The organism is Rhodobacteraceae bacterium M382 (assembly GCA_025141015.1).
Lineage (GTDB): Bacteria > Pseudomonadota > Alphaproteobacteria > Rhodobacterales > Rhodobacteraceae > Aliisedimentitalea > Aliisedimentitalea scapharcae.
This window is the reverse complement of sequence record CP081098.1, coordinates 2,238,440-2,263,739: the sequence shown is the minus strand read 5'-3', so window position 1 is coordinate 2,263,739 and position 25,300 is coordinate 2,238,440. Positions and strand designations below refer to the sequence as shown.

Annotated in this window: 21 protein-coding genes and 1 tRNA gene; 10 read left to right on the top strand and 12 right to left on the bottom strand. The window is 56.8% G+C overall.

Annotation, left to right across the window (positions count from 1 at the left end; genetic code table 11):
• Positions 1-46: 46 nt before the first annotated feature.
• Positions 47-853 (top strand): exodeoxyribonuclease III, encoded by an 807-nt coding sequence (gene xth / locus K3727_10530; protein UWQ93177.1) that lies wholly within the window; start codon positions 47-49, stop codon positions 851-853.
• 15 nt (positions 854-868) lie between these two features.
• Here xth and K3727_10525 read toward each other — a convergent pair whose 3' ends face one another.
• Entirely contained in the window at positions 869-2,056 is a 1,188-nt protein-coding gene (locus K3727_10525) for an FAD-dependent monooxygenase (GenBank protein UWQ93176.1), read from the bottom strand.
• A 207-nt stretch (positions 2,057-2,263) separates the two neighbouring features.
• On the bottom strand, positions 2,264-2,686 hold the full coding sequence (gene dksA / locus K3727_10520) for an RNA polymerase-binding protein DksA (GenBank protein UWQ93175.1): 423 nt from the start codon (positions 2,684-2,686) through the stop codon (positions 2,264-2,266).
• Between the two features lie 443 nt (positions 2,687-3,129).
• Here dksA and K3727_10515 point away from each other — a divergent pair, with 443 nt between their 5' ends.
• From K3727_10515 to K3727_10500, 4 genes are all read left to right on the top strand, one after another.
• Complete coding sequence (locus K3727_10515; protein UWQ93174.1) at positions 3,130-3,969, top strand: MoxR family ATPase; 840 nt, start codon at positions 3,130-3,132, stop codon at positions 3,967-3,969.
• Positions 3,970-4,241: 272 nt separating this feature from the next.
• Positions 4,242-5,615: a DUF2927 domain-containing protein gene (locus tag K3727_10510; protein ID UWQ93173.1), complete on the top strand. Its 1,374-nt coding sequence runs from the start codon at positions 4,242-4,244 to the stop codon at positions 5,613-5,615.
• Between the two features lie 4 nt (positions 5,616-5,619).
• Entirely contained in the window at positions 5,620-5,787 is a 168-nt protein-coding gene (locus tag K3727_10505) for a hypothetical protein (protein UWQ93172.1), read from the top strand.
• Positions 5,788-5,800: 13 nt separating this feature from the next.
• Entirely contained in the window at positions 5,801-6,985 is a 1,185-nt protein-coding gene (locus K3727_10500) for a VWA domain-containing protein (GenBank protein UWQ93171.1), read from the top strand.
• 791 nt (positions 6,986-7,776) lie between these two features.
• Here K3727_10500 and K3727_10495 read toward each other — a convergent pair.
• Both K3727_10495 and K3727_10490 read right to left on the bottom strand, forming a co-directional pair.
• The gene (locus tag K3727_10495; protein ID UWQ93170.1) at positions 7,777-8,580 is read right to left on the bottom strand and encodes a hypothetical protein; all 804 of its coding nucleotides are present in this window, start codon (positions 8,578-8,580) and stop codon (positions 7,777-7,779) included.
• Between the two features lie 66 nt (positions 8,581-8,646).
• Positions 8,647-9,870, bottom strand: coding sequence for a hypothetical protein (locus tag K3727_10490; GenBank protein UWQ93169.1), 1,224 nt, complete (start codon positions 9,868-9,870; stop codon positions 8,647-8,649).
• Positions 9,871-10,127: 257 nt separating this feature from the next.
• On the opposite strand from K3727_10490, the gene K3727_10485 reads away from it, so the two are divergent.
• Positions 10,128-10,814: a hypothetical protein gene (locus K3727_10485; protein ID UWQ93168.1), complete on the top strand. Its 687-nt coding sequence runs from the start codon at positions 10,128-10,130 to the stop codon at positions 10,812-10,814.
• Between the two features lie 223 nt (positions 10,815-11,037).
• Here the strand turns inward: K3727_10485 and K3727_10480 are convergent, their stop codons facing one another.
• Positions 11,038-12,627 (bottom strand): sulfatase-like hydrolase/transferase, encoded by a 1,590-nt coding sequence (locus K3727_10480; protein UWQ93167.1) that lies wholly within the window; start codon positions 12,625-12,627, stop codon positions 11,038-11,040.
• A gap of 394 nt (positions 12,628-13,021) precedes the next feature.
• Here K3727_10480 and K3727_10475 point away from each other — a divergent pair, with 394 nt between their 5' ends.
• Positions 13,022-13,441, top strand: a complete 420-nt coding sequence (locus K3727_10475; GenBank protein UWQ93166.1) for a hypothetical protein — start codon at positions 13,022-13,024, stop codon at positions 13,439-13,441.
• Here K3727_10475 and K3727_10470 read toward each other — a convergent pair.
• Both K3727_10470 and K3727_10465 read right to left on the bottom strand, forming a co-directional pair.
• Positions 13,420-13,496 (bottom strand) — tRNA-Met (locus K3727_10470). The genes K3727_10475 and K3727_10470 overlap by 22 nt on opposite strands.
• 228 nt (positions 13,497-13,724) lie before the next feature.
• On the bottom strand, positions 13,725-14,840 hold the full coding sequence (locus tag K3727_10465; GenBank protein UWQ93165.1) for a class I SAM-dependent RNA methyltransferase: 1,116 nt from the start codon (positions 14,838-14,840) through the stop codon (positions 13,725-13,727).
• A 240-nt stretch (positions 14,841-15,080) separates the two neighbouring features.
• On the opposite strand from K3727_10465, the gene pta reads away from it, so the two are divergent.
• The gene (gene pta / locus K3727_10460) at positions 15,081-16,079 is read left to right on the top strand and encodes a phosphate acetyltransferase (protein ID UWQ93164.1); all 999 of its coding nucleotides are present in this window, start codon (positions 15,081-15,083) and stop codon (positions 16,077-16,079) included.
• Between the two features lie 56 nt (positions 16,080-16,135).
• On the opposite strand, the gene K3727_10455 is transcribed toward pta, so the two are convergent.
• From K3727_10455 to K3727_10440, 4 genes are all read right to left on the bottom strand, one after another.
• Complete coding sequence (locus K3727_10455) at positions 16,136-18,067, bottom strand: malonate decarboxylase subunit alpha (protein UWQ93163.1); 1,932 nt, start codon at positions 18,065-18,067, stop codon at positions 16,136-16,138.
• A gap of 314 nt (positions 18,068-18,381) precedes the next feature.
• Complete coding sequence (locus tag K3727_10450; GenBank protein UWQ93162.1) at positions 18,382-19,053, bottom strand: TorF family putative porin; 672 nt, start codon at positions 19,051-19,053, stop codon at positions 18,382-18,384.
• A gap of 281 nt (positions 19,054-19,334) precedes the next feature.
• Positions 19,335-20,426 (bottom strand): aminomethyltransferase family protein, encoded by a 1,092-nt coding sequence (locus tag K3727_10445; protein ID UWQ93161.1) that lies wholly within the window; start codon positions 20,424-20,426, stop codon positions 19,335-19,337.
• Between the two features lie 13 nt (positions 20,427-20,439).
• Entirely contained in the window at positions 20,440-21,981 is a 1,542-nt protein-coding gene (locus K3727_10440) for a trimethylamine methyltransferase family protein (GenBank protein ID UWQ93339.1), read from the bottom strand.
• Between the two features lie 115 nt (positions 21,982-22,096).
• Here K3727_10440 and K3727_10435 point away from each other — a divergent pair, with 115 nt between their 5' ends.
• Positions 22,097-22,966, top strand: a complete 870-nt coding sequence (locus tag K3727_10435; protein ID UWQ93160.1) for a LysR family transcriptional regulator — start codon at positions 22,097-22,099, stop codon at positions 22,964-22,966.
• A 42-nt stretch (positions 22,967-23,008) separates the two neighbouring features.
• On the opposite strand, the gene K3727_10430 is transcribed toward K3727_10435, so the two are convergent.
• On the bottom strand, positions 23,009-23,902 hold the full coding sequence (locus K3727_10430; protein UWQ93159.1) for a LysR family transcriptional regulator: 894 nt from the start codon (positions 23,900-23,902) through the stop codon (positions 23,009-23,011).
• Between the two features lie 69 nt (positions 23,903-23,971).
• Here K3727_10430 and K3727_10425 point away from each other — a divergent pair, with 69 nt between their 5' ends.
• A complete protein-coding gene (locus tag K3727_10425) occupies positions 23,972-25,291 on the top strand; it encodes an FAD-binding oxidoreductase (protein UWQ93158.1) in 1,320 nt (439 codons plus the stop codon).
• Positions 25,292-25,300 lie beyond the last annotated feature (9 nt).

The following is a 25,300-nucleotide window of genomic DNA, read 5'->3' as shown; positions in this document are numbered from 1 at the left end:
GGGTTCAGCGATAGAACATCAGCGCCAGACATCCGGGAGACAGGTCATGAAGATCGCCACCTTCAACATCAACGGTATCAAAGCCCGGGCTCAGGCCCTGCCCGATTGGTTGGACGAAGCACAGCCCGATGTTGTTCTGCTGCAGGAAATCAAATCCATCGACGATGCCTTTCCGCGCGATCTGTTTGAATCCCGTGGCTACAATGTGGAAACCCACGGACAGAAAAGCTTTAACGGTGTCGCCATCCTGTCGAAATTGCCGCTCGAAGACGTCAGCCGGGGCCTGCCAGGGGATGACAGCGATGAACAGGCGCGCTGGATCGAGGCCACAGTGGTCGGCAAACAGGCGATCCGCATCTGTGGGTTGTATCTGCCCAATGGAAACCCCGTGGAACTGGAACCCGACAACAGCCCGGTGGCAGGCGGGAAATATGCCTACAAGCTCGCCTGGATGCAGCGCCTGCACGATCACGCGCGCGATCTTCTGGCCAGCGAGATGCCGGTTTTGATGGCGGGTGACTACAACATCATCCCCCAGGCCGAGGACGCCAATCGCCCGGACGCCTGGCGCAAAGACGCCCTGTTCCGACCCGAAAGCCGCGCTGCGTTCCGTCGCATTCTGAACCTCGGATTCACCGAAGCCTTTCGCAGTTGCCATACGGGTCCGGGGCATTATTCGTTCTGGGATTATCAGGCCGGTGCCTGGAACCGCGATGACGGCATCCGCATCGACCACTTTCTGCTCAGCGCACAGGCTGCGGATCTGCTGCGCGCATGCGAAATCGACAAACATGTGCGCGGGCGGGAAAAGCCGTCAGATCACGTGCCGGTCTGGGTCGATCTGGATCTTTGATCCAACAGCGCGATGTCAGCGGGCCGCTGCGCCCGCTGTGACATCATGGCGATAAATCCAGTCGAACTGGCGTACCATGCGCCGAGGTGCCAGTCGCCCGCCTAATCCCAACACCATATGTGCCATCCCGCGCACTGGCGGCAGACGCAGGTGATACTTCCACGCATTGCCATTGGCCGCACCGACCACTTTGGCCGCCCGGGGGCGTCGCAGGGTTTGATACCGCATCAGGGCCAGATCAGGATCCTGGATCTGATCCAGGCAATCGGCCAACACCCATGAATCTTCCAATGCCAGATTGGCCCCCTGCGCCATAAAGGGCAGCGTCGGATGTGCGGCATCCCCAACCAGCGCCACATTGCCCCGATACCAATGCTTTGCAACCGGGTGGCGGAACAACCCCCACAGACCGACCGTATCGACCCGCGCAAGGATTTCATGCCCAACGCCCCCAAAATCTGAAAAGGCGGCCCGCAAGTTTTCCGGGTCATCCGAGAAATGCCACCCTTCATCGGCCCAGGCATCGCGTTCCTGAACCGCAACGATATTGATCCGTTCGCCATTGCGCAGCGGATAGCACACCATATGACGACCCGGCCCCATGAACACCTGGGCTTGCGCCGGGAGGTTCAGATCGTTGGGAATCGTGGCCCGCCAGGCCACCTGCCCGGTAAAGAACGCCGCATCGTCACCATTCAGCGCGACGCGCGCCCGTGAATGCAACCCATCGGCCCCAACAACCAGATCCGGGCGCGCCTGGGCTCCGTTTGCCAGCCAAACCGTGGGGGCCTGATTGTCCGGCACGACCTTGGCGACTTTCTGTAGCAGGCGCACCTGTACACCAGCCTTGCGCACCGCATTCGCCAACAGCGTGATCAGATCCGAACGATGAACAAAGTAAAAGGCCTGGTCGCTGGCGTAACGCTCCAGATCCAGACACAGTACGTCCTGCCCTTGGGCGTAATCGCGCAACACCACCGAACGGGCCTGGACAGATGTTTCACGCAGCCCCTCTTCGAGCCCGAGCGCCCGCAGCACGGCGACGCCATTGGGGCTAATCTGAAGCCCGGCCCCGACTTCGGAAATGGCATCTGCCTGTTCCAAAACGGTGACACAAGCCCCCTTGCGCTGCAGACACAGCGCCGACGCCAGACCACCAATCCCGGCCCCGACAATCGTTATCTTTCGACCGTTCAGACTCATGGTGATCCTCTTGTGTGTCAGCCTCGGGGTGTGAACACGGGTTTTAAACACCCCGGCGCGCCCCGCAACAGACAATTCCCGGAAACCGCGGCAAATCTGAGTGAAACAAAGGAAACGGCCAGAACCCCAAGATTCTGGCCGTTTCCTGTACCGTTCATGAGCGGACGCGCAGATATTGCAGCGCCCGACGCCTAAGGCATGGCAAATTTAGTCGTCGCGATGCACTTTTTCCCGACGCTCATGACGTTCCTGGGCTTCCAGGCTCATCGTCGCGATGGGACGCGCATCCAGACGTTTCAACGAAATCGGTTCTCCGGTCACTTCGCAGTATCCGAATTCACCTTCATCCAGCCGACGCAATGCCGCGTCGATCTTGGACACCAGCTTGCGCTGGCGATCCCGAGTACGCAGTTCCAGCGCACGGTCAGTTTCTTCGCTTGCGCGATCAGCCACATCTGGAATATTGCGCGTGCCGTCCTGCAAACCTTCGATCGTATCGCGGCTGTCCGCCATAAGATCCTGTTTCCAGTCCAACAATTTGCGACGAAAATATTCCTGCTGCCGCTTATTCATGAAAGGTTCATTTTCGGCCGGTTTGTAGTCATCCGGCAGAAGCACTTCCTGGTTCATTTCCGCTCCTTCGGTCTGGCCAGATTTGACAGCTGAAGAAATGAATGCCGACCTCTGGCTCCCCCTCTGGACGCAGGCTTTAACGGGTCGCTAGCAGATTGTCACTACACAAAAACAGCTTGGCGGGCCTGCCGCAACGTCCGCTACCGTTAGCGGCCAAATATGCAATAAAATGCAGACTGTTACGGTATGCCCTGTCGTGGCGGTGATAAATGTGGTTCCGTGTGGTCACGCGGCAATCTCGGAGACATTGGGCTCGGTCGGGACATATTGTTGCGCAGCCGCGACTCAGTTCCGCACGGTTGCAGGTTGCAATCCAGCCAAACGTCCTACGCCGCGTCATGTCCCCAAATGTCCGACATTTGCCCGGTCGTGCTCTTGCTGCGCCAGCGCGGGCTGGTATGGTGCGCAACGAAATTACACACGCACGCGCGAGGACCCACATGAGATTCAACGGCACCGCCGAATATGTCGCAACCGAAGACCTGACCGTTGCGGTCAATGCCGCGGTGACACTGGAACGTCCGCTGCTGGTCAAGGGCGAGCCCGGCACCGGAAAAACCGAACTGGCACGCCAGGTCGCCGGCGCATTGGGTCTTCGGATGATCGAATGGAATGTCAAATCCACCACCCGCGCCCAACAGGGGCTGTATGAATACGACGCGGTCAGCCGCCTGCGCGACAGCCAATTGGGCGAAGAACGCGTCCACGACGTGAAAAACTACATCAAAAAGGGAAAGCTGTGGGAAGCCTTTGATGCGGACGAAAAAGTTGTCCTGCTGATTGACGAGATCGACAAGGCCGATATCGAGTTCCCCAATGATCTGTTGCAGGAGCTCGACAAGATGGAGTTCCATGTCTACGAGACCGGTGAAACCATCCGGGCCAAACACCGCCCGATCATGATCATCACGTCGAACAACGAAAAAGAGCTGCCGGACGCCTTCCTACGCCGCTGCTTCTTTCACTACATCCGGTTCCCGGACGCGGACACGATGCGCAAGATCGTCGAAGTCCACCACCCCGGTATCAAGGACACCTTGCTCACCACGGCCCTGACCCAGTTCTATGAAATTCGCGAGACATCCGGGCTCAAGAAAAAGCCATCAACCTCCGAAGTTCTGGACTGGCTCAAGCTGTTGCTGGCCGAAGACCTCACGCCCGAAGATCTGGCACGGGGCGGCGCGGATGCCTTGCCCAAGCTGCACGGTGCATTGCTCAAGAACGAACAGGACGTCCATCTGTTCGAACGTCTTGCCTTTATGGCGCGCGGACGTCGGTGAACACCTGATCGGCGCATCTCCGGATGCGCCGTTGCCCCATCGGAAACGAAGTTGACCCCACAATTGCCGCGGTGGCGGCTGTTTCGCTTCACAGTTTCGCCCAAATGACGTATCACAATAGCGATATCTGACATGTGATTGTCATTAATGGGATCCTTTGCATTGCCCCTGATAGTTTTTGAATTGGTAACGATTGAAACGCGTTTGCAGCGTGCAGAAAACCTGTGCGCGACGAGTGTATGGCAGATTCAACCGCGCGAGGCCAAACACGCATGATCCGATCTTTGCTACTTGCCAGTTCGGTCTTTGCCCTGGTCGCGGCCTGCGACACGGTTCCATTCGAGGATCCGCCATCGCGGGCGCAGATCGCGGAAAGCTCCCTGCCCCCGATGAAGGCGTTTTCCGTCGCCCACCCCAGCGCCCCTGCCCGATCCAACGGCAATATCGCCGCCGATTTCCTGGATCTGCATTTTCAGCTGGAAAGCGGCCGTGAATTGCCGGTCTTCACACGGTTTGAAACGCCGATTTCTGTCCGGGTGACCGGCGCACCGCCGTCGAACCTGCGACACGATCTGACCCGGCTTCTGGCCCGCTTTCGAACCGAAGCCGGAATTGACATCCGACAGGTTCAAGGCAGCGATGCCAATATCACCATCGAGGCTGTAGACCGCTCGGAGATCAGACGGGCGCTGCCCCAGGCCGCCTGTTTCGTGGTGCCCAACGCGTCCAGCCTGTCTGAATACCGGCGCAACCGACACAGCCCCAAGACCAATTGGGCCCTGCTGCGCGACCGGTCCCGGCTGGGTGTTTTTATCCCGCGGGACGCCAGCCCACAGGAAATCCGCGATTGCCTGCACGAAGAGCTGGCCCAGGCCATCGGACCGCTGAATGATCTGTATCGCCTACCGGATTCCGTGTTCAATGACGACAATGTCCATACGGTGTTGACCGGGTTTGACATGCTGATCCTGCGCGCCACGTATGCGCCGGAACTGCGCACCGGTATGACCAAAGGTCAGGTCGCCGCCCAGTTGCCGCGCATTTTGGCGCGGCTCAATCCCCAAGGCGTTGGTTTACCGACACGCCCCGTGGCCGTCACCCCCCGGTCCTGGGTTGAAAACGTTCAGGCCGCACTTGGCCCCGGCTCCAAGCCCGAACAAAGACGTCAGGCCGCCCATGCCGCCGCCGCGACGGCCCAGCAAATGGGCTGGCGCGATCACCGCCGCGCCTTTAGCCACTATATACTGGGCCGAATGACCCAAGGGCACGATCCCGATCTGGCCCAACGCCATTACCACAGCGCCATGCAGTTCCTGGAAAACTCTCCCGATACGCAGCTGCATCGCGCCTATGTATCGACGCAGATTGCGGCCTATCAGATTACCAAAGGCAACGGCGATGGCGCATTGGCCAATATCCGCCCGTATTTGTCCGTCGCCGCGCAATCGGAAAATGCGGCGCTGCTGTCAACATTGATGATGTTGCAGGCCGAAGCGCTGGAGTTGATCAATCGCCCGGACCAGGCGCGGATTGTCAGGCTGGACAGCCTTGGCTGGGCACGGTACGGGTTCGGTTCGGACTGGGCGGTTCGGGCCAAGATGCAGGAAATCTCGGCGCTGAACCCGCAACAAAAAACGGGCATCTGATAACATGATCATCATTGCAGCGATTGTAGTGGGCGCAATCCTTGGCGCGCGGGCAGCAAAAAAACGTGGCGGCGCAATAGCGGATATCCTGCAATATGCAGCGGTTTACGCTATCGCACTGGGGATTGTGGCGACTATTCTGACGGTACTGATCGACCGTTTCGCCCTCTGACAATCGGACTGCCATGTTCCAGCCCTTCTTTGAAAATCTTCGCAACGCGGGCCTGCCCGTTTCCCTGCGCGAGTATCTGACCTTTCTGCAGGCCCTGAAACAGGGACTGGCGATGTATGACGTCGAAGAGTTCTACTTTCTCGCGCGAACATCGATGGTGAAGGACGAACGCAATATCGACAAATTCGATCGCGCCTTTGCGTCCAGCTTCAAGGGGCTCGAACAGATCACTGCACAGCAGGTGATGGACGCCGTCGACATCCCCGAAGAGTGGCTCCGCAAGATGGCGGAGAAGCACCTGAGCCCTGAAGAAATGGCCGAGATCGAAGCCCTGGGCGGGTTCGACAAGCTGATGGAAACGCTCAAGGAGCGGCTCAAGGAGCAGGAAGGCCGCCATCAGGGCGGCAACAAATGGATTGGCACCGCCGGGACGTCCCCCTTTGGGGCCTATGGGTACAACCCAGAAGGCGTGCGCATCGGCCAAAAGGAAAGCCGTCACCAGCGCGCTGTCAAAGTCTGGGACAAACGCGAATTCAAGAACCTGGATGACACGGTTGAACTGGGGACCCGCAATATCAAAGTCGCGCTGAAACGCCTGCGCCGCTGGGCCCGCGAAGGGGCCCACGAAGAGCTGGATCTGGACGGAACCATTCGATCCACGGCTGAGAACGGCTATCTCGACGTAAAAACCCGCCCCGAACGTCACAATGCAGTCAAGGTGCTGTTGTTTCTGGATGTGGGCGGGTCAATGGATCCGCATATCAAAGTGGTCGAAGAGTTGTTTTCTGCCGCCCGCACCGAATTCAAACATCTGGAATACTATTATTTCCACAATTGCCTGTACGAAGGTGTCTGGCGGGACAATCGCCGCCGCTGGGACGCACAGACCCCAACCCACGAAGTGCTGCGCACCTATGGGCCAGATTACAAATGCATCTTTGTCGGCGATGCCTCGATGTCCCCCTATGAAATCGCCTATCCCGGCGGAGCCAGTGAACATTGGAACAAGGAAGCCGGCCAGGTGTGGCTTCAGCGCGCGCGTGAACAATGGACATCAAACCTGTGGATCAATCCGGTGCCCGAAAAATATTGGGACTACACCCATTCCATCGGCATGGTTCAGGAAATCTTTGAAAACCGCATGGTGCCAATGACCCTGTCGGGCCTCGAAAGCGGAATGCGCGATCTGACCCGCTGAGCTTTGCCATCAACCGCGCCCGCCAAATGCAAAAAGCCCTGTATTGATGGCTTCGTTGTCAGGGGTCCAGTTGAGGCCGTATCGGGACGTGCCAGCGCAGACGCACATCATCCGATCACTGCGATTGTTGTGGCTTGGCACAGCCAAGGGCCATGACCCGCCCGCCCCCGCTGATCCCTCGTTCATGACGCGCGTTCACGGGTTTGGTTTTGATTGTCGTCGGTTTCGGTCTGAGCAGCACACCGGGCGCGCGGCCGTCACATGGCTCAACCCTCCAGCGCTTTGTACGGCGATTTGGTCTCGGGCGGTGCGTGAGGTCTGACGGTGTTGTAATCTCAGTGCCATAGCACCCGATTCCGCCGGGTATCGTCCAGGGTGCCATATAACCCTTCGGTCAACAGCGCGTTGCACAGGTTACCCGTCTAGAAATGGATCCGGTGGATCAATTTGGGCTTTAACGGGCGGAACTCCTGATCCCTTCGCGTGTATTGACCATGTGCGCGAAACCGGACCCACATCTCAGAGCGTCGGGATTGCCGTGGTTCGGGACGGCGCAGATTCAAACAGAGACGGCTGCAAGTTGGATGTGTTGACGAGGAACCTCTGGTGGCTGACATGATCGGGCTGACCGGCGAGTAGGGTCGTTGCGGATATCGTCGGATTGCTGATCGGTGATATCTTTCAGTCGCTTCATCAGACCCAGATCATCATTTCTGCATCGCCGCCTACAGGCGTCGAAAGAGCCAGGGACAGGAGTAAAGTCCCCCTGCCCGATGTTGGGATGAACGGGATCAAAAGATGAAATCATCGGCTGTCAGGTTGTTAATATTGACCCCATGCAAGGTGATCGTATTGCCTCCACCAGCATCAATGATCGTGTGCCCAGCGGATTGGCTGAGATGGTTATTGCTCAGATCGATAAAACTTACGATCGAGACCACAGCGCTCAGGTCGATATGCTCGCCGGATTGGGCAATGTTGAAATCTGTCACCACATCCTGACCAAAGTTATTTAGGAAAACAAAGGTATCGCCCCCTGCCCCTCCTGTCATGCGGTCCGCTCCGGCGTCGTCGCGAAAGGTATCATTTCCGCCGCCACCGCTGAGCGTATCATCGCCCCACGCACCATTTAGGGTGTTGTTGCCAGCGTTTCCGGTGATTGTGTTGTTTTCCCCGTTACCGGTTCCGTTGATGTTGCCACTGCCAGTAAGGGTCAGAGTTTCAAGGTGCTGGCTGAAGTCCCTCAGTGAGAATGAGACCGAAGCATTTACATGATCGGTGCCTTCATGGGCGTTCTCAACAATACTAGCGCCCGCATTGTCGACAAAATAGATATCGTTTCCACGCCCTCCAACCAGCGTGTCGTTTCCACCGGCCCCAATCAGAGTGTCGTTGCCGGCGTTCGCTATGAGCGTGTCGGCGTTGATGGTTCCGAAAAGTTCATCATGGGTGGCGTTTTGGTCGTCTCCATATAATGTGATACCAGTGTTCACGGATTGGTCCGTAACAACTATCTGGATCAGTTCGTAGGCCCCCAGCGCGACATCAGCTATTGCGTCTGTACCCGGATCAAGAGCAAGATCGGCTTCGGTCAAGTGCGCAATCGTCCCTTCGCCATAATAGGCCGTGTTGTCAGCCCCCACCATACCAAGCCGTGTTGCTTAAATATGCGAGTTTGAGTTGATTAATCCCGTCAAGTTGGCTGTGATATTCAACTGTTGGGCTGTGCCAGACGTGAGGTAAATAACGGCCTGGTCCGAGCCTTCAAAGACCATTGCGTAGCCCTGATCACCGGGAAGTCGGAATTCCGAGTTTTGAGTTTGCAGTTCTGTGCCAACGACATTTTCCGAAAGCATCCGGTAAAGATAACCCGTCGGCGTAAGGTGAGAACCGTTGTCCTGCAAAGAGAGGGACTCCGCTCCATCCCCTGCTGCTATAGCGGTCCAAAACGTGGCGATATCCACGCCGTTTTCGATCATTTCCGCAAAGGTGCGCATCAAAGGCGCATTTCGCATTAGACCGGACAGCGATGTATTTGTCGGACCATTTCCACCGACATTCCATTCGGAAACCAAAACAGGGATGTCCCCGGTGCCATTGGGGTCATTCCATGTATTGTAGATATCATTCAGCCGACCCTGGACGCCCCCGCCGGCCCCCATTGGATTGCCATTCGAGTTCGTCGTATAGAAATGGGTGGTGTCACCATCAACGGCATCATATTCCACACGCCCAAATTGATCTCTGATGGCTTCCGTTTCAGCAAGTGTTCGACCGGATTGGACAAAGATCATCGGATCCTGTCCGTTGTTCACACTGTCTATCCTTTGTTGAATTACTTTAGCGATCTGACTGGAAAGCTCGCCAAACTGCTCAACCGTCCAATTGAAGTTATCTTGGTACCATTCGTTGCCAATTTCAAATCCGGCAATCTGAACCTGACCGCTGGTGACCAGTGTATCAGCAATCACAGCCTCGACAAAATCTCTAATAGCTTCTTTGTCAGCGCCGGAGATGTAGCCAGAGCTCTGTAGATTTGAATTGAAGTACCGTCCGGTTGGAATAACAATAAGTAGCTCGGAATTGCTGTCGGCAGCGTATTGCATCGTTTTGTCAAGGGGCGTCAGACCGTTCTTTGGCTCTCCATCAAAGAAACTTGTGCCGCTTGTCGCGTTGGGGTTGGCCGGATCAAACCATGCTTCGCTCATAGTTCCGCCTGCGTAGCGGATCACTTTGTTCTCAACATTCGCCGCAACGGTTTCGTAGTCGGTCGTTGCAACACCGCCAAGTTTGTCCTGGGTGAACAAAAGGTTAAGGCCAAAATGCTCATCTGCTACGTCTACGGTGTTGGATGTACTGTTATAGATAAAGGTTGTGTCGGGCATGAACCTATTCTTTTTCTGGGTTATAAATCCTGATCCCGTAAAAATCCAAAACGTAGATTAATTCAAGCATAGATTGTATCTATATGCGAAAAATTTCATTACCCAAATTCAAACTGTTGATAAGGACAAAAGCGCTCGGCAAACCTCTGTTGTATTGGCAGGTTCTCGTTGCTTCAGGCCGTGTTGACAAAAATGTGGTCACACCCAGTTTCGTGCCGTCCCCGTGCTCGTGAAAGTCACCTTTCGTTCGAATGGGCTTGACCGTGCACGCCCACCTTTTCCGTCACATCGCGGCCAAGCTCTGCTCGAACGCTTTTCCCGGTGAATATGAGATGGTGCGCCGCCTGCTGAGGCCCAAGAAACTGCAGACAACGACGGTTTTTTTGCCGAGTTGTCGAACCAGTTTGCTTATGACTGCCACGACGCGGTGCTATCCAAGCGGTGTCATTGCGATGATTGATCCTATTCCTCTCGTCAGGAAGTTTGGAGATTGGCCCCCGGCAGATCAAACTGAGTGTAATAACCTGAGATGTCAGCCCAAGGATGTGAAGGACAAGAAAGCGCACAGCCTTTTGCTGTCGCGCGACGTGGTCACACCAATGCGCCCATACTTGGAAAATCTTCGCCCGGTACGTCTTCAGAGCAAGATGTCAGACGTTCTCTGGATCAACCAGCACGACGATCCAATGACCAAAGACGGCCAATCTCGGGACTTTCCCAAGGGGACGATGCACCACTTTGGCGTGGCGCTGCGCCCCCACGCATTCCGCGACTGCGCCGCAACGTCTAGCACAGACTTTGACCCTGAGCATGTCGGTATCACTCGTGATATCCTCGCTCACGCAACATTGGACATGGCGGAAAAGAATGAAAAGCGCGCCACCGGCATCTCCAGGTGCAACGCGCTGCAATCCATCGTCGAGAACACTCACAGATCGCGCTGAAAGCCCATTGCCGGATCAACCAAAAGTTGGCGGGGTAACAATGTAGGGAGAGTAGAGACGGCAATTCCTCCCGCTTAGAAGACGTTGATGCATCGCGCAAAGAGGGGCTGCTCCGAGCCCAAAACTACAGTTGCTTCAAATTGCTCGAATTTCGGGATGGAAATGGAGCCTGAACCAATACAGACTTGACCGAGAAAACGGAGATACAGAGGCTTAACACTCGTTACTCTGACAAGGTGTCCAGAACAGACCGAATTTCCTTCTGGTTGTCCCCGAGAGACTCCATCTCCTTACGCAGACTACTCCTGAGTTGATTGAGAATTGCGCTGGCATTCGGGTCCTCGATTGCAAGATTGGTGCGTTCATAGGGATCTGCGTCAAGTCGGTACAATTCTTCGAAACCGTCTTCCTGCAAGACGTACTTCCAATTCGTTTGAACAAGGCAACGTTGGACGATCGGGATATGCAAACCGTAGTGTTGGACCATGATCTTGTCGCGCAAAGCCGAACCTCTGGGATTGTGCAACTGCCCCTCCACCGACAGGCCCTGATGCGTTGAGCTGGGCGTGAGATCGCAGAGATCCAGGAGTGTAGGTGCAACGTCGACGTTTGCGATTAGCGCGTCAGTCGTTTTCCCCCTAGCGATGGACGGCCCCGCAAAGACCATAGGGATGCGGATCGTTTCTTCGGTCAAGAGGCTGCCTTTGTTCATGACCCCTCCGTTCGAGGCAACTGCATCGCCGTGGTCCGCGCAAAAGACGATGATCGTGTTCTCAATCCTTCCACAGTCTTCAAGGAAATCAATGACCTTCTTCAGGGCCCTTTCAACCACGATTGAATGTTCGATCGCGCGGCGCGTCAGACGCGGCCAATCGAAACTGTCTTCGCGCAAATCCCGTTGCCACTGATCTCTGTATTGTGCGTGGTGCGCGGGGCGTGTTTCTAGATCATGGTCTAAGTTGTGGGACAAGAATATATCCTCGTCTCGCATCTCCGATTGAAATCCGGATGGAACAGTATAGGGCGGATGTGGTCCCCATGGATCAAGCCGGACAAAGAACGGATGGGTCCTATCAACGCTCTTAATCCATCGGATCGCAGCGTCGGCAAGGAAATGCGCTTCGTGGACCTCTTCAGGGCCATGAAGTATGGCGCTACCGGCTTCATAATCGTACCACGAGTCTTCTTCCAATAGGTCCACCTGAGTTGCGGGCGCAAGGCGTGATTCACCGGGCACCTCTATTTCAGCAAAGAGGGGACCGGACTGAATACTCGAAAGATAGGCTTTGTATTCAGGTGTATTGTACGGATAGCCGTAGCCGGGCAGAGAGAAGCCTTCAAACCCATGGTCACACGCAGAAGTGTCGTGGTTCAGATGCCATTTCCCGAACCATCCACAACGGTAGCCAGCAGTCCTGAAATCGCGTTGAAGCAACGCCTCGCCCACGTCAAGTTCTGCTCTGCCTCCGAAACGCCCGTCATTTTCCGTCAACCCGTGCATATGCGGATAAAGCCCAGTCAACATAGATGCTCGTGCCGGAGAACAAATCGGCAAGACTGTATAGGCTCGTCTAAAAGTAGTTCCGATCTCACCAAGTCGTTTTTGGAGCGGGAAATACTCAATGTTCAATTTTCGATTGGCAAAGGCTTGGTGATCAGAGACCATCCACAAGACGTTTGGGTGTTTCATGAGGCTTTGGCTAGGGGTGGTGGATTTGTAGTGTGTCGCATGGCTCGATTGTACTTCTTTAAACAATTGGTAGCGGAAGTTCTTGGATACGCAGCGCAAATTTGAGTGTTGAAGAGCCGACATTGATTGTCAATCAGCAAAAACCCGCTTCGTCCCACAGTGCGGCGACAACCCACAAGTGAAAGAAATGGCCGCTTCGGCCTGCCTGCAGCCATCCGTACCTGGTGCGACCAAAGCAGTAGGGAGCCCAATGAAGCCGTTGGTTTCTGTAACAGAATTTGGCCAAACGACGCTTTGCCCGCACGATGCCCCATACCACTATCGAATGGTTGCCTAAGGCACCTGCGACAACCGCCAGACAATCAAACGAACAGACCTCGGGGATCGGGTTCTGTGCGGTCTTACAGACAAACTTGTACATCCCGACTTCATTGCGGACTTCGTCTGCGCCTATCATGAGAAATTCAATCGACTTGCAGGTTCGATCAAACAGGACCGTGCCAAGCCGGCGCGGGCAATGACCAATGTGACCACCCAAATCACCCGTATCGTTCAAGCCATTGCCAAAGGCATGTTTTCTCCCTGCATGGAGAACAGGATGAGTGCCGTGGAAGCACGCAAAGTCGAATTAACACCCGAGAGACAGCCATCAACCAACGAACCGCCCGTATGGCGGCACCCCGGACTGGCTGACGTCCACCAGGAGAATGTAGCCAGCCTACCAGTTGCGTTGAACGAATTCTCTTCGAAGGCGGAGGCCACATCACTCATCCGGAGCCTTCTGAGCGAGATACCTAGGAAACCAGATGGCGACGCGTTGACCATTGAAATTGTTGGAGAACTGGCAGGCTGGTTCGCACTTGGGGTGGCCCAAAAACAAACAAGGCCACCCGAAGGTGGCCTGTTCGACAGTAGTGGTTGCGGGAGTAGGATTTGAACCTACGACCTTCAGGTTATGAGCCTGACGAGCTACCGGGCTGCTCCATCCCGCGTCAATTGAGGCTGATGTAGATCTAATCATCGGGGACTGCAAGCGCTCATTCCGCAATTTTCAGAAAAACGTGACACTTTCGTGAATCAAGACGCCATTGAATGACCAGCCCGGCCCTGAAACAGCTTTTTCAAGCTCTATCAACAAATTAGAGCGCATTCTTGCATCATTCCATGTGTCGGGCATCACATGGTGGTCCATGGAGCAGCGCGGCACCCCAGGAACGGATTTAGCGCAGTCGTGGGGTCTGGAACAGGCGCACCTTGAGGCCGCCATGCGCAACAGGCTGTTCCAGAGGCAGAAACGGAAGCCCTGTGGCCCGCGCAAGCCCGGTGTCGCTGGTGATGATCGCTGCACGCCAGCCGGAAAATCGTTCTTTCAACGTCTGCCCGAATGCGCCGTACAGCGCATATAGCAACTTTTTATTGCCGATACGGGCCCCATAAGGAGGGTTGGCAATGACCAGCCCCGCAGGCCCCTCGGGGCGGACCAGATCGCTGACGGCCCGGTGATGAAATTCTGTCCACTGCGAAACCCCTGCCCGACCGGCGTTGGCCTGGCTCATTTCGATGGCACCGGGGTTGCGGTCAGAACCGTAAAACCGGTGTTCGCAGGGGCTGAGCGGTGCGGCATCGCGCATTTGATCCCAGACCTGCCGGTCAAAGCTGGCCAGTTTCTCGAATGCAAAAGCGCGCGAGCGTCCGGGATTGAGTCCAACGGCGATTTCGGCAGCCTCCAGTACAAAGGTGCCGGACCCGCACATCGGATCAATGACCGGTTCTTGTCCGGTGTACCCGGCCTGACGCAGAAAAAGCGCGGCCATGGTTTCGCGCATCGGGGCCTTGCCAACGGCTTCCTTGTGACCCCGTTTGTGCAGAGACTCTCCCGAGGTGTCGATGCTGATGGTACACAAGTCATCTTCGATCCGGATCTTGAGACACATGGCGGCCTTTGGGTCGATGGTCGCGCCCAGCTCTTCGATCAACGCCCGTTCGATCCGTTCCGCCGCAGCCTTGGCATGATAGACCTTGGAGCGCCGGCACGTCACATCGACCCGCAAGGGAACATCGGGGCGCAACGTGTCGGCCCATGGGAATTTGCGTGCCCGTTTGTCCAGCTGTGCCAGATGAAACACCCGAAACGACCCGATCCGCACCAGCACCCGTGAGGCCCCCCGCATCACCAGATTGGCACGCCACACTTCGGACCAGTCACCCCGGGTCACCACACCGCCCGGCACGGCCTGAGGTGCGGCAAACCCCTTGTCACGGGCTTCGTCACACAAAGCGGTTTCAAGTCCCGGTGGGACGGCAAAGAAAATTTCGAAAGGATCGGTCTGGGTCATGCTGTTTCCATAGCGGGAAACAGCAAGGCCTGCGACCCTATTGTGCGGTTTGGACCGATGCGGATTTGTGGACCTAAGGACAACACCGCTCTGGCCCTATCGTCACCGGGGCGATCAGGCGCATTTTCCCGAACAACTCGGAACTCGTGCTGGGCGATGCCCCTGCCCTGCGGACATCTCGATATCACCGGCACGAACGCCCATCTTGGGCCACACCCCTACCAAAGAAAGACGTGAACGATGAAACCGCTGGAAACGCTTTTGGAAAACGCGGCCCGGTCGCAAAAGAAGATCGTACTGTCCGAAGGGGCCGACCCCCGGGTGATCAAGGCAGCCGTCACAGCCCGTGATCAGGGCATTGCCCGGATTGTGCTGGTCGGGCAAGAGAGCGAAATCCGTGCTGGATTGGATGCGATCGGTGCCGCATCCGATGGCATCGAACTGCATGACCCCGAGACCTCCCCGCTCAATCCGCAGATGGCCGAAGCCTTTTTTGAGCTGCGCAAGCACAAAGGGATTTCCCCCAAGGACGCCAAAGTCGCGGTGCGCAACCCGCATGTCTTTGCCGCGCTTTTGGTCAAAACCGGTCGTGCCGATGGCACCGTGGGTGGGGCCATCACCACCACGGCTGAAATCGTCCGCACCGCCATTCAGGTGATCGGCCCCAAACCCGGGTCGAAACTGATCTCCAGCTTTTTCCTGATGCTGTTCTGTCAGGATCACCACGCCAAAAAAGGGGCGTTTGTGTTTTCCGACAGCGGCCTCGTGGTCGATCCATCGGCCGAAGAGATGGCACAAATCGCGTTGGCCTCGGCCGCCAGTTACCAGGCATTGACCGCGAATGAACCTCGGGTGGCCATGTTGTCTTTCTCGACCAAAGGCAGCGCCAAACACCCCAGCGTCACCAAAGTCGCGACCGCAACCGACATGGCCCGCGACCTGGCCCCTGATCTGTTGATCGACGGCGAATTGCAATTCGATGCCGCGTTTGTCCCCACCGTGGCGGCGTCCAAGGCCAAAGGTTCCCCCCTGGGCGGCGACGCCAATATTTTCATCTTTCCCAATCTGGATGCTGGCAACATTGCCTATAAGATTGCCCAGCGTGTGGGCGGTGCCAATGCCATCGGGCCGATCCTGCAGGGGCTGGACAAACCCGCCAACGATCTGTCGCGCGGCTGCAACGACGAAGACATCGTTCACATGATCGCAGTCACCGCCGCACAGGCCGAAGCTGGTTGAACCAAACCGGGCAGATCAACGAAAAACGGCGCTGAACACTCAGCGCCGTTTCCAATTCAGGACCCCCAATAATCCTGCTGCGCCTCTTCGCCGCTTTCAAAAATATGCGGCTGGACTCCGCGGCTGGACAAGGTTTCCTTCATCTTCAGACGCATAAAGGCGCTGGTGGTGTAATGGGCCACCGAGGCGCTGAATGTGTCGAGCATTTTTCCAACCGTCTCGGCGTATTCATCCTGCAGATCCTCGGCGATGCGAAAACCGTTCTGGTTCATCACCAGATTGACGCCCTGCCCGCTCTTGTCGAACGCCTCCGACAAAACCCGTGACAGATCTTCGATGTCACGCATTTTCTTGACGCTCCAGCCTTCGAGATTGACAAACAGCTGGTTGCGCTCGGTATCATAGGTGATCCGTTCCGGCAGGTTCAGGTTCAGCAGGTCATCCATCAGCCCCATGGGTTCATCGCGGAAAATGCGCGGATCCATCGTGGTGACATTGTCCATGATGGGTTTGAATTCCATCTGATCCAGAATGTCGCGCTGCAGGTCGATCCCCGGAGCGATCTCGATCAGCTCCAGCCCCTTGGGTGTCAGCTGCAACACGCAGCGTTCGGTGACATACAGAACCGGCTGCGAGCGTTCCGATGCATAGGGCCCCGAGAAGGTGATCTGTTCGATCAGGCGCACGAACTTCTTGTTGCGCCCTTCCTGAACAATGCGCAGTTGTCCGTCTTCGACGGCGACACGCAGGCCGCCGGCGGTAAACGTCCCGGCAAACACCACCGCGCGCGAATTCTGAGAGATGTTGATGAACCCGCCGCAGCCATTCAGCCGCCCGCCAAACCGCGAGGCATTGACGCTGCCCTGGGCATCGCATTCCGCCATCCCCAAACAGGTCAGATCCAACCCGCCCCCGTCGTAGAAATCGAACATCTGGTTCTGGTCGATGATCGAATCCGCATTGGCCGAACTGCCAAAGCTGGAACCGCCCGCCAGAACCCCACCTACGGCCCCGGCCTCGGTGGTCAACGTGATATACGGCGTAACCTTTTCTTCGTTTGCCACTGCGGCCACCCCGTCGGGCGCACCAACGCCCAGGTTGACCGCCCCATTGGGTGGCAATTCGAATGCGGCGCGCCGGGCGATGATCTTGCGCTGTTCCAACGGCATCTTGGCCATGGCATTGACCGGCACCCGGATTTCGCCGGACAGGGCCGGGTTGTGCTGAACACCATAATTCATCCGGTGCATCTCGGGATCATCCGCGACAACCACACAATCCACCAGCAAGCCGGGGATCTTGACGTCCTTGGGTTTGATCGAGCCATCTTCGACAATGCGTTCGACCTGGGCAATGACGATACCGCCATTGTTGTGGGCGGCCATGGCCTGGGCCAGACAGTCCAGGGTCAACGCCTCGCGTTCCATGCTGATATTGCCGGACCTGTCGGCGCTGGTTCCGCGGATGAACGCAACGTCGATCTTGGTCGCCTTGTAAAACAGCCACTCTTCGCCTTCGACTTCGACATGGCTGACGATGTCTTCATTTGTGACCTTGTTGACCTTGCCGCCCCCATGGCGCGGGTCGACATAGGTGTGCAAACCCACCTTGGAGAACAGCCCCGGTTGCCCCGCAGCACAGGCGCGATACAGCTGCGAGATTACACCCTGTGGCAGGTTATACCCGCAGATCTTGTTCTCCTGGGCGGCTTGGGCCACCTTTGGCATCCGGCCAAAATTGCCGGCAATCACCCGGCGCAACAACCCATCATGGTGCAAACGGCCAGTGCCCAGCCCCTTGCTGTCGCCCGCCCCCGCACACATGATCAACGTCAGGTCACGGGGCGCGCCCTCCTGTAAAAAGCGCTTTTCCAGCGCCGCGTGCAGCATCTCTGGAATACAGCTTTGTACAAAGCCAGTCGTGGTCACAACGTCACCAGTGCGGATCAGGGCCATTGCCTGTTCGGTTGTTGTGGTCTTGTCCTTCATGTCGCGCGTCCTCCCAGATGCCTCGTTGATCGATCTGGTGTCGGGGCCGCACCAAAGCTTGGTACAGCATTCTAAGCGACCGTTTCGGGGGCCCGGTCAGCGGATTGCGTCAGCCAACATCTGACTAGCGACAATTTCGAGAGCCGACGGGTAAGATCGGAAACAAATGCCCGGCCAACGGTATACCATCGTCGGCTGAAACGGCGGATTCAGCCGGATCTAATCGTTTGTTCACAACATGTTGCAAGTTGAAATTCGTGTGTGCGTTGTGCGATTGGCATCCACCGCCACGCTCTGGTCCGCCAGGCGTGTCGCTACCGGCGGAAGGGGGCCAAAAACAGCTGCGCCATGCTCACCTGCGACGCAGACCAGGACACACCGACAACCACCCCTTCGTCCCCGGCTTCGGACCCTTGATACCGGACATCCATCGCCACCGTATCCGTCAGCGGAAACGACGCCCCGACATCCCAGTAATCATGTTGGTTGAAATCGGAATATCCATACGTCCCTGACAGCGAAATCTTGTCGTTGACCTTGTAGGCCAGGGTCGCACGGCGGTTCCATTCATCGCTTTCGGGATTGTAGGCAACATACCCCAACAGCCCGACCCGATCATGAATGGGATAGGCGGCCGTCACCTTCAATTCACCGCAACAATCCCCGGTCCCGTCATACAGATACCGCGCATAGCCGAGGTCGATAAACAGATCATTCGCAAAGCTGCGCCGATAACCCAGATAGATATCAAGTTCGTAATCGTCGGAATTTCCAAAATCCACGTTCGACGCCCACAGGCCAGCGTAGAAATGGGCATTGTTGATCTCGACCCAAGGCTGGATTGCGGGGTTTCCATTGGACTGGGTGACGCCATTGGAGACGTAATTGGACACCGCCTCAATACCACCGAGAACCTGCCATTCTTGGGCCGCCAAGGGCATGGTGCTGGCCGCGATGCAGACAACACTCCAAAACGTCTTTCGCATGTCATACCCCGCCTGCAATTCAGATATTGGTTTTTAAACTCTGATTGGTTGCATAATCCTTTGCTCAGTTTGGCAATCTGGACTTGATGTCGTCAAGTCCCAGTTCATCGGATCAAATCGACAAAACCGGTTTTCAGGCGCGGCTGCATCCGCCGCACCAGAGCCGTCATCAGCCACTGCCATCTGCCACAGATGATGCCCGCAACACCTGTGCCACGCCGAACAGATCATTGGACAAACCGATCTGTTCGGGTGTGTTCGCAGCCGTCACCCCGCTCTTGTCAGCTGTGCGTGCGCGCCTTTTTCGGATCGTAGATCGGGCTTGGGACAATGGTCGCCGTGGTTTCAAATGTTTCGCTTGCAACGCTGAGCACAGTCCCAACCGGGATCCCTGTCTGAACATGCGCGAGCGCAAGAGATTTGCCCAAACGATGCGAATAGCAGGGGCTGTTGATCACGCCCACGGCGCTGCCCCCTATCGACAACACTTCTCCGCCTTCGACCATGTCGGAATGTTTGATATCCAGGCAAACATTGGTGATCTTTTCATCTCCCCGGGCCGCCATCACGGCCTCCTTGCCGCGGAAATCTCCCTTGGATGTGCTGACCGTGAACTCCAAACCAACTTCCCAGGGGGTATGGGCCTGGGTCATGTCATACCCGTAAAACAACAGACCGGCTTCAATCCGGACCTTGTCCAGGGCAGTGAACGAACAGGGCATGACACCGGCATCAACCAATTTGTCCCAAATGTCCTTGATCACCCCGCCATCGGCAAAAATCTCGTACCCACGTTCACCGGAATATCCGGTACGTGAAATCCGGCACGGGTGGCCAAACAAATGGACCGGCCTGTGGTCAAAATAGGCCAGAGCGGCCAAATCAATATCGCAATGCGCATTCAGAATCTGCAGGGCCTTGGGCCCCTGGACTGACAGATCATGCAATTCGTCTGTAAACTCCAACGCCACATCCCGCCCGACTGCCGAGGCCGCAAGCAGCGCCATGGTGTCACCGGACCCGTGCACGATCATCCATTCCTCGCCACCGTTGTTCGACACGATCGCATCATCGGCAATGCCGCCAGAGTCGGTCAGAACACACAGGTAAACCGACCTGCCCGGAACCAGCCGGGACAGATCCCGCGTGGTCAGATGATCCAGAACCGCCTGCGCATCCGGGCCACGCACAAAAACCTTTTTGAGCGCAGACATATCGAACATCCCGGCCCGATCCCGCACCGCATCATGTTCATCATTCGGGTCGGTGTCATAGGTCCAGGCTGTGCCCATCCCGTTCCAATCCTCCAGCCCGGATCCAAGAGCAATATGTCGTGCAGCAAGAGCCGACGTGCGGCTAAGTTCTTTGGTCATTTTGGGGTCCTTCCTAATACCATTCATCGGGCACGGCGGCTTTGCGTTCGGCCACGAATTCCATCAGCGCAGCGCGCATGTTGTCTTGCATGTCGGGTGGTTCATACGCTGCCAGCATCTGCTGCCAACGCGCAGTGGCGCGTTGATCAACGGTCTGGGCACCGTTTTCGTTCCAGGTTTCATATGGCCCCGCTTCGGGGATCCGGGGCTGAAAATTCGCGGTGGTGTAATGGCGCAGGATGTGGCCCGTCGACAGGAAATTCTCACCCGGTCCAGCCTCGTGATAGGCGTCGCGACCAAAGTCTTCGTCTTCGACCCCAAAGCCCTGCAACATCTTCAACATCGCGCCACAATGGTCGAGATCCATGACGAATTTCTCATAGGACATGACCAGCCCCCCTTCGAGCCAACCAGCCGCGTGCCAGACCTGATGCCCGCCGGACAGCAACGTTGCCCACATCGCATCTGCGCTGTCCTGCATTGCCTGTCCGTCCGCAGCGTTGGACGCGGTGACCTGCCCCCCTCCCGATCGAACGGGCACACCCAGCCTGCGACCCAGTTGGGACATCGCCATTGTCGTCATATTGGCCTCGGGAGATCCAAAGGTCAGCGCTCCGGTTTTGAGGTTCATCGACGAGTGAAAGCTGCCGAACACCGCCGGGCACCCAGGGCGCACCAATTGGCTCAGCGCGATACCTACCATGGCCTCGGCCAAGGTCTGCGCCGCCACAGCCGCCGGAGACAGCGGCCCCATGGCGCCGGCAAAAATGGCCGGAGAGATGCAGACGCATTGATTGGCCGCCGCATACACCCGCAAGGCACCCGACATGGTGTCATCATAAATCAAAGGAGAATTGACATTGATATTGGCCTGCATCACGGCGTTCCGGTCCATGAACTCAGCCCCAAAAACCAATCGGGCCATGTCGATGCTGTCCTGGGCACGCCCGGGCGATGTCACGCCCCCCATGAACGGTTTGGTTGACAGGGTGAGATGGGCCAGCATCATGTCCAGGTGCCGTTTGTTCACGGCAACATCCGTCGGTTCAACCACTGTCCCCCCGGAATGATGCAGCCAGGGGGACATATACGCCAGCTTCACAAAGTTGCGAAAATCATCCAGCGTGCCATAGCGCCGCCCGCGGTCCAGGTCGGTCACAAATGGTGCCCCATATCCGGGCATCAGCACCAGATTGTCGCCCCCCAGATCAACCGAATTGGTCGCGTCGCGGCTGTGCAGCCTGAATTCCGCCGGAGCCGTCGCACAGAGATGCCGGGCCAGCCCCGGTTCAAACCGGACGCGCGCGCCATCAACCCGCGCCCCTGCCGCGGCAAAGAGCGCGAGCGCTGTTTCGTCCCCCCGAAATTCGACACCGATCGTGTCCAGGATCCAATCGGCCTGATCCTCGATCCGGGTCAATGCCGCATCCCCAAGCAAGTCGTAAACCGGGATCTTGCGGTGCCGATACACGGGCACGGGCTGGGGTGCATTGTGTCGGGTCAATCGGCCCCGACGCAGACGTCCACGTTGGGTAATATGCCCCAGAACGTTCATTTTTTCCAACTCAAACCCCTCCCGAGATTTCCATTGGCTTTATATTTTAGGATTTTTGTGATCCGACAATGGATAAATTTTGCTCTTTGCGTTCAAGTATTTTAAACGGTTCTCCATGCCTGTTCGTTTTCACCATCACGACTCCCTGCGGCTGTTTGTCGAAATCGCCCGATACCTCAGCTTTTCGGATGCCGCCCACGCTCTGAACATGACCAAAGGGGCCATCAGCTATCAGGTCAAAACGCTGGAAACGGATCTGGGGCTTGCACTGTTTCATCGCAACGCGCGCGGTGTGACACTGACCGCCGAAGGTCAGAAGCTGCTGACCCTCTGTCAGGATCATTATGAAGAAATCGAATCCGATATTCAGGTGATCAAGGGAACATCAACCCGCAGTTTGACGGTGGGTGTTTCAACCTATTTCGCAGCCCGTTGGCTGTCGCCCAGGCTGATGTCGTTTATGCAGGCCCATCCTGACATCCAATTGCGCCTGCAGCCAATGATCCGGCTTTTTGATCTCAAGGCCCAAGGCGTCGACATTGCAATCAGATGGGGCAACGGACAGTGGCAGGACGAAGAAATCATCCCCTTTCTGCCCTGCCCCGCCTACCCCGTTGGCAATCGAGCCGCCCTGGCGCTGGTCAATGAGATTGGGTTGGAACAGGCGTTCTCGACCTTTACGTTGCTGCGGGATCACGATGACAGCAATGCCTGGACCGAATGGCTAAACATGGCCCACCTGCCACCACGGATCCGACGGGACACGCTGATCATCCCTGACCCCAATGTTCGGGTCCAGGCCGTAATAGACGGCCAGGGCATTGCTCTCATGGATTCATTGATCGACCGCGAGTTGCACGAACAAAAGCTGTATCACCTGTCGGATCAGGCGCTCGCCGACTATGGCTATTTCATCGCACGCCCACGTCGCGACAAGGTCCAAAACAGCGTCAAAGCTTTTGTAGACTGGATCAGAACCCAGTAGCCACAGCGGTTGCCCTGATGGGGTCCACAATGCGGTGGCCCGTCATACGTTTTCGCGCAACCAATTGACATATTTCATCCGGGCGCGCGAGATTTCGAGGGCTTTGGGGCCAATCATGTAGAACCCATAGTCAGTATGGATTTCCTGGCACAAAGGTCGCACCAGGATCCCGGTATCTACCAGGTTCTTTGATGTGATTGACCAGCCCAATGCAATTCCTTCGCCTGCCAGGCAGGCCTGCAAAGCCAGCTGGTAATCGTTCAGGACCAGCGTTTCCGGCAGTTCCGGCCCCTCAAACCCCTGACACTTCAACCACCCCTGCCAGGTCATTCTGTTGCGAAACGGTTCGGCGTTGTGAATGATCGCATGGTTTTTCAGATCCTCCAAACCCCGAACCGGACCGGCCCGTTCGAGATATGCGGGGCTGCAAATCGTATACAGTTCCTCCCGACACAGCATCCAGCTGTTCGGCCTGCTCCAGTTCAGCAAACCCCGGCGAATTGTCAGATCAACTTCATTTCCCGGCTCGACGTTCCGGTCGGTGGTCATGATGCGCACATTGATCCCCGGATGCGCGCGTTGAAATATGGCCGTCAACGGCAACAGCCACTGCGCCGCAACCGACGTCGATGCGGCAATCGTTATGGTCTGGCTGTCGTGTCCGGAAATGTTTCGCAGCCTGTCTTCGATCTGTGCCAAGGCCGGGGTCAGAACGGCGTTCAGCTCTGCGCCCGCTTTGGTCAGACGCACCCCACGATTGCCGCGTTCGAACAATTGCACTCCCAGATGGGCTTCCATGGATTTGATCGTGTGGCTGATGCTGGGCTGAGTCACATTCAATTCCAACGCCGCCGCCTTGAAGCTTTGCAACCGGGCGGCCACTTCGAACACCAGAAGCGCATTGGCAGACGGGAGGAGTTTTTGCAATCCAGACATAAATTCAACTAATATCCAGATGAACAAAGACTATCTACTGAAAATCACGTCTCTCCCTAATATCACCGTATGAAGCTAAAGAATGTTCATATGGAGCCCTCATCTTCCGGGTGGTACGCGGCACTTGGGAACCGGACACCGGCCCGTCGGCTGAGTGTTGACATAACCTGTGACTATCTGGTTGTGGGCGGCGGTTGGATGGGATTGCACTGTGCGCGTCGATTGGCTGATCTCGCTCCGAATGCGCGGATCATATTGGTGGATGCGGGCCGCATCGGCAACAATGCAGCCGGCCGTTGCGCCGGGTTTGCCATTGATCTCGCCCATAACCCGCGCAACAAACATTTTGCCGAAGACAAGACAGGCAACGCCGAAGAATTTCACGTCAATGTCGAAGGCATCAGATACATGCACAGCGCCGTCAGCGATCTGGGTGTCGCGTGTGATTGGGATGCTTCGGGAAAATACCACGCTGCTGCAACAGATCGCGGTGTACAATGTCTGCACGACATGGCCCACGCCCTGCCCCAGATCGGCAAGGATTTCAGCTGGGTCGACAAGGACGAAATTCAATCCATAACCGGGTCAAAACACTATGTATCGGCCCTTCACACACCGGGAACCGTTTTGCTGCAGCCCGCCAAATATCTGGTGAATCTGGTTACGGCGCTGCCGGAGAACGTGACCGTGTATGAAAAGACGCCGGTTACAGGGATCTCGACCGAGGCACAGCACCATCTGTGCGAAACCCCGGATGGGGTGATACGGGCCCGCACCCTGTGCCTGTGCAATGCCGCCTATCTGACCACCAGCGGTTATTTCGAACAGACCGCAATCCCGGTCTATACCTATGGATCAATGACGCGGGCCTTGACCAAAACCGAACTGGAAACGGTTGGTGCCCGGGGCCCATTTGGCGTCATCCCCGCCGAAAGCTTTGGCACCACGCTGCGCCTGACACAGGACAACCGTTTGTTTTTGCGAAATGTCTATTCCTATGCCCGCGGGTTTCAATCGCATCAGGCAGACGTCGATCGCGCCCACAGGCATCACCAGATCGCCTTTGACCGGCGGTATCCGGACCTGTCCCATATCGGATATGAACACAGCTGGGGCGGGTTGCTGACCATGGCGCATAATGGCGGCATGGTGTTTGGCAAACTCGGGACACGCGTTTTTGGCGCGGCATTCTGCAACGGCACCGGCGTGGCGCGCGGCGTCGGTTTTGGCAAGGCGCTGGCGGAATTGGCATTGGGCAAATCCAGCCGCAGCATTGATATTCTGAACAACCGCCCCAAGCCAAATCGGGGTCTGCCCGCCTGGCTGACCGAAATCGGCGTCAGGGCAACGACAAAATACCGGTTCCTACGGGCCGGAAAGGAAACATGAACGGAGGCA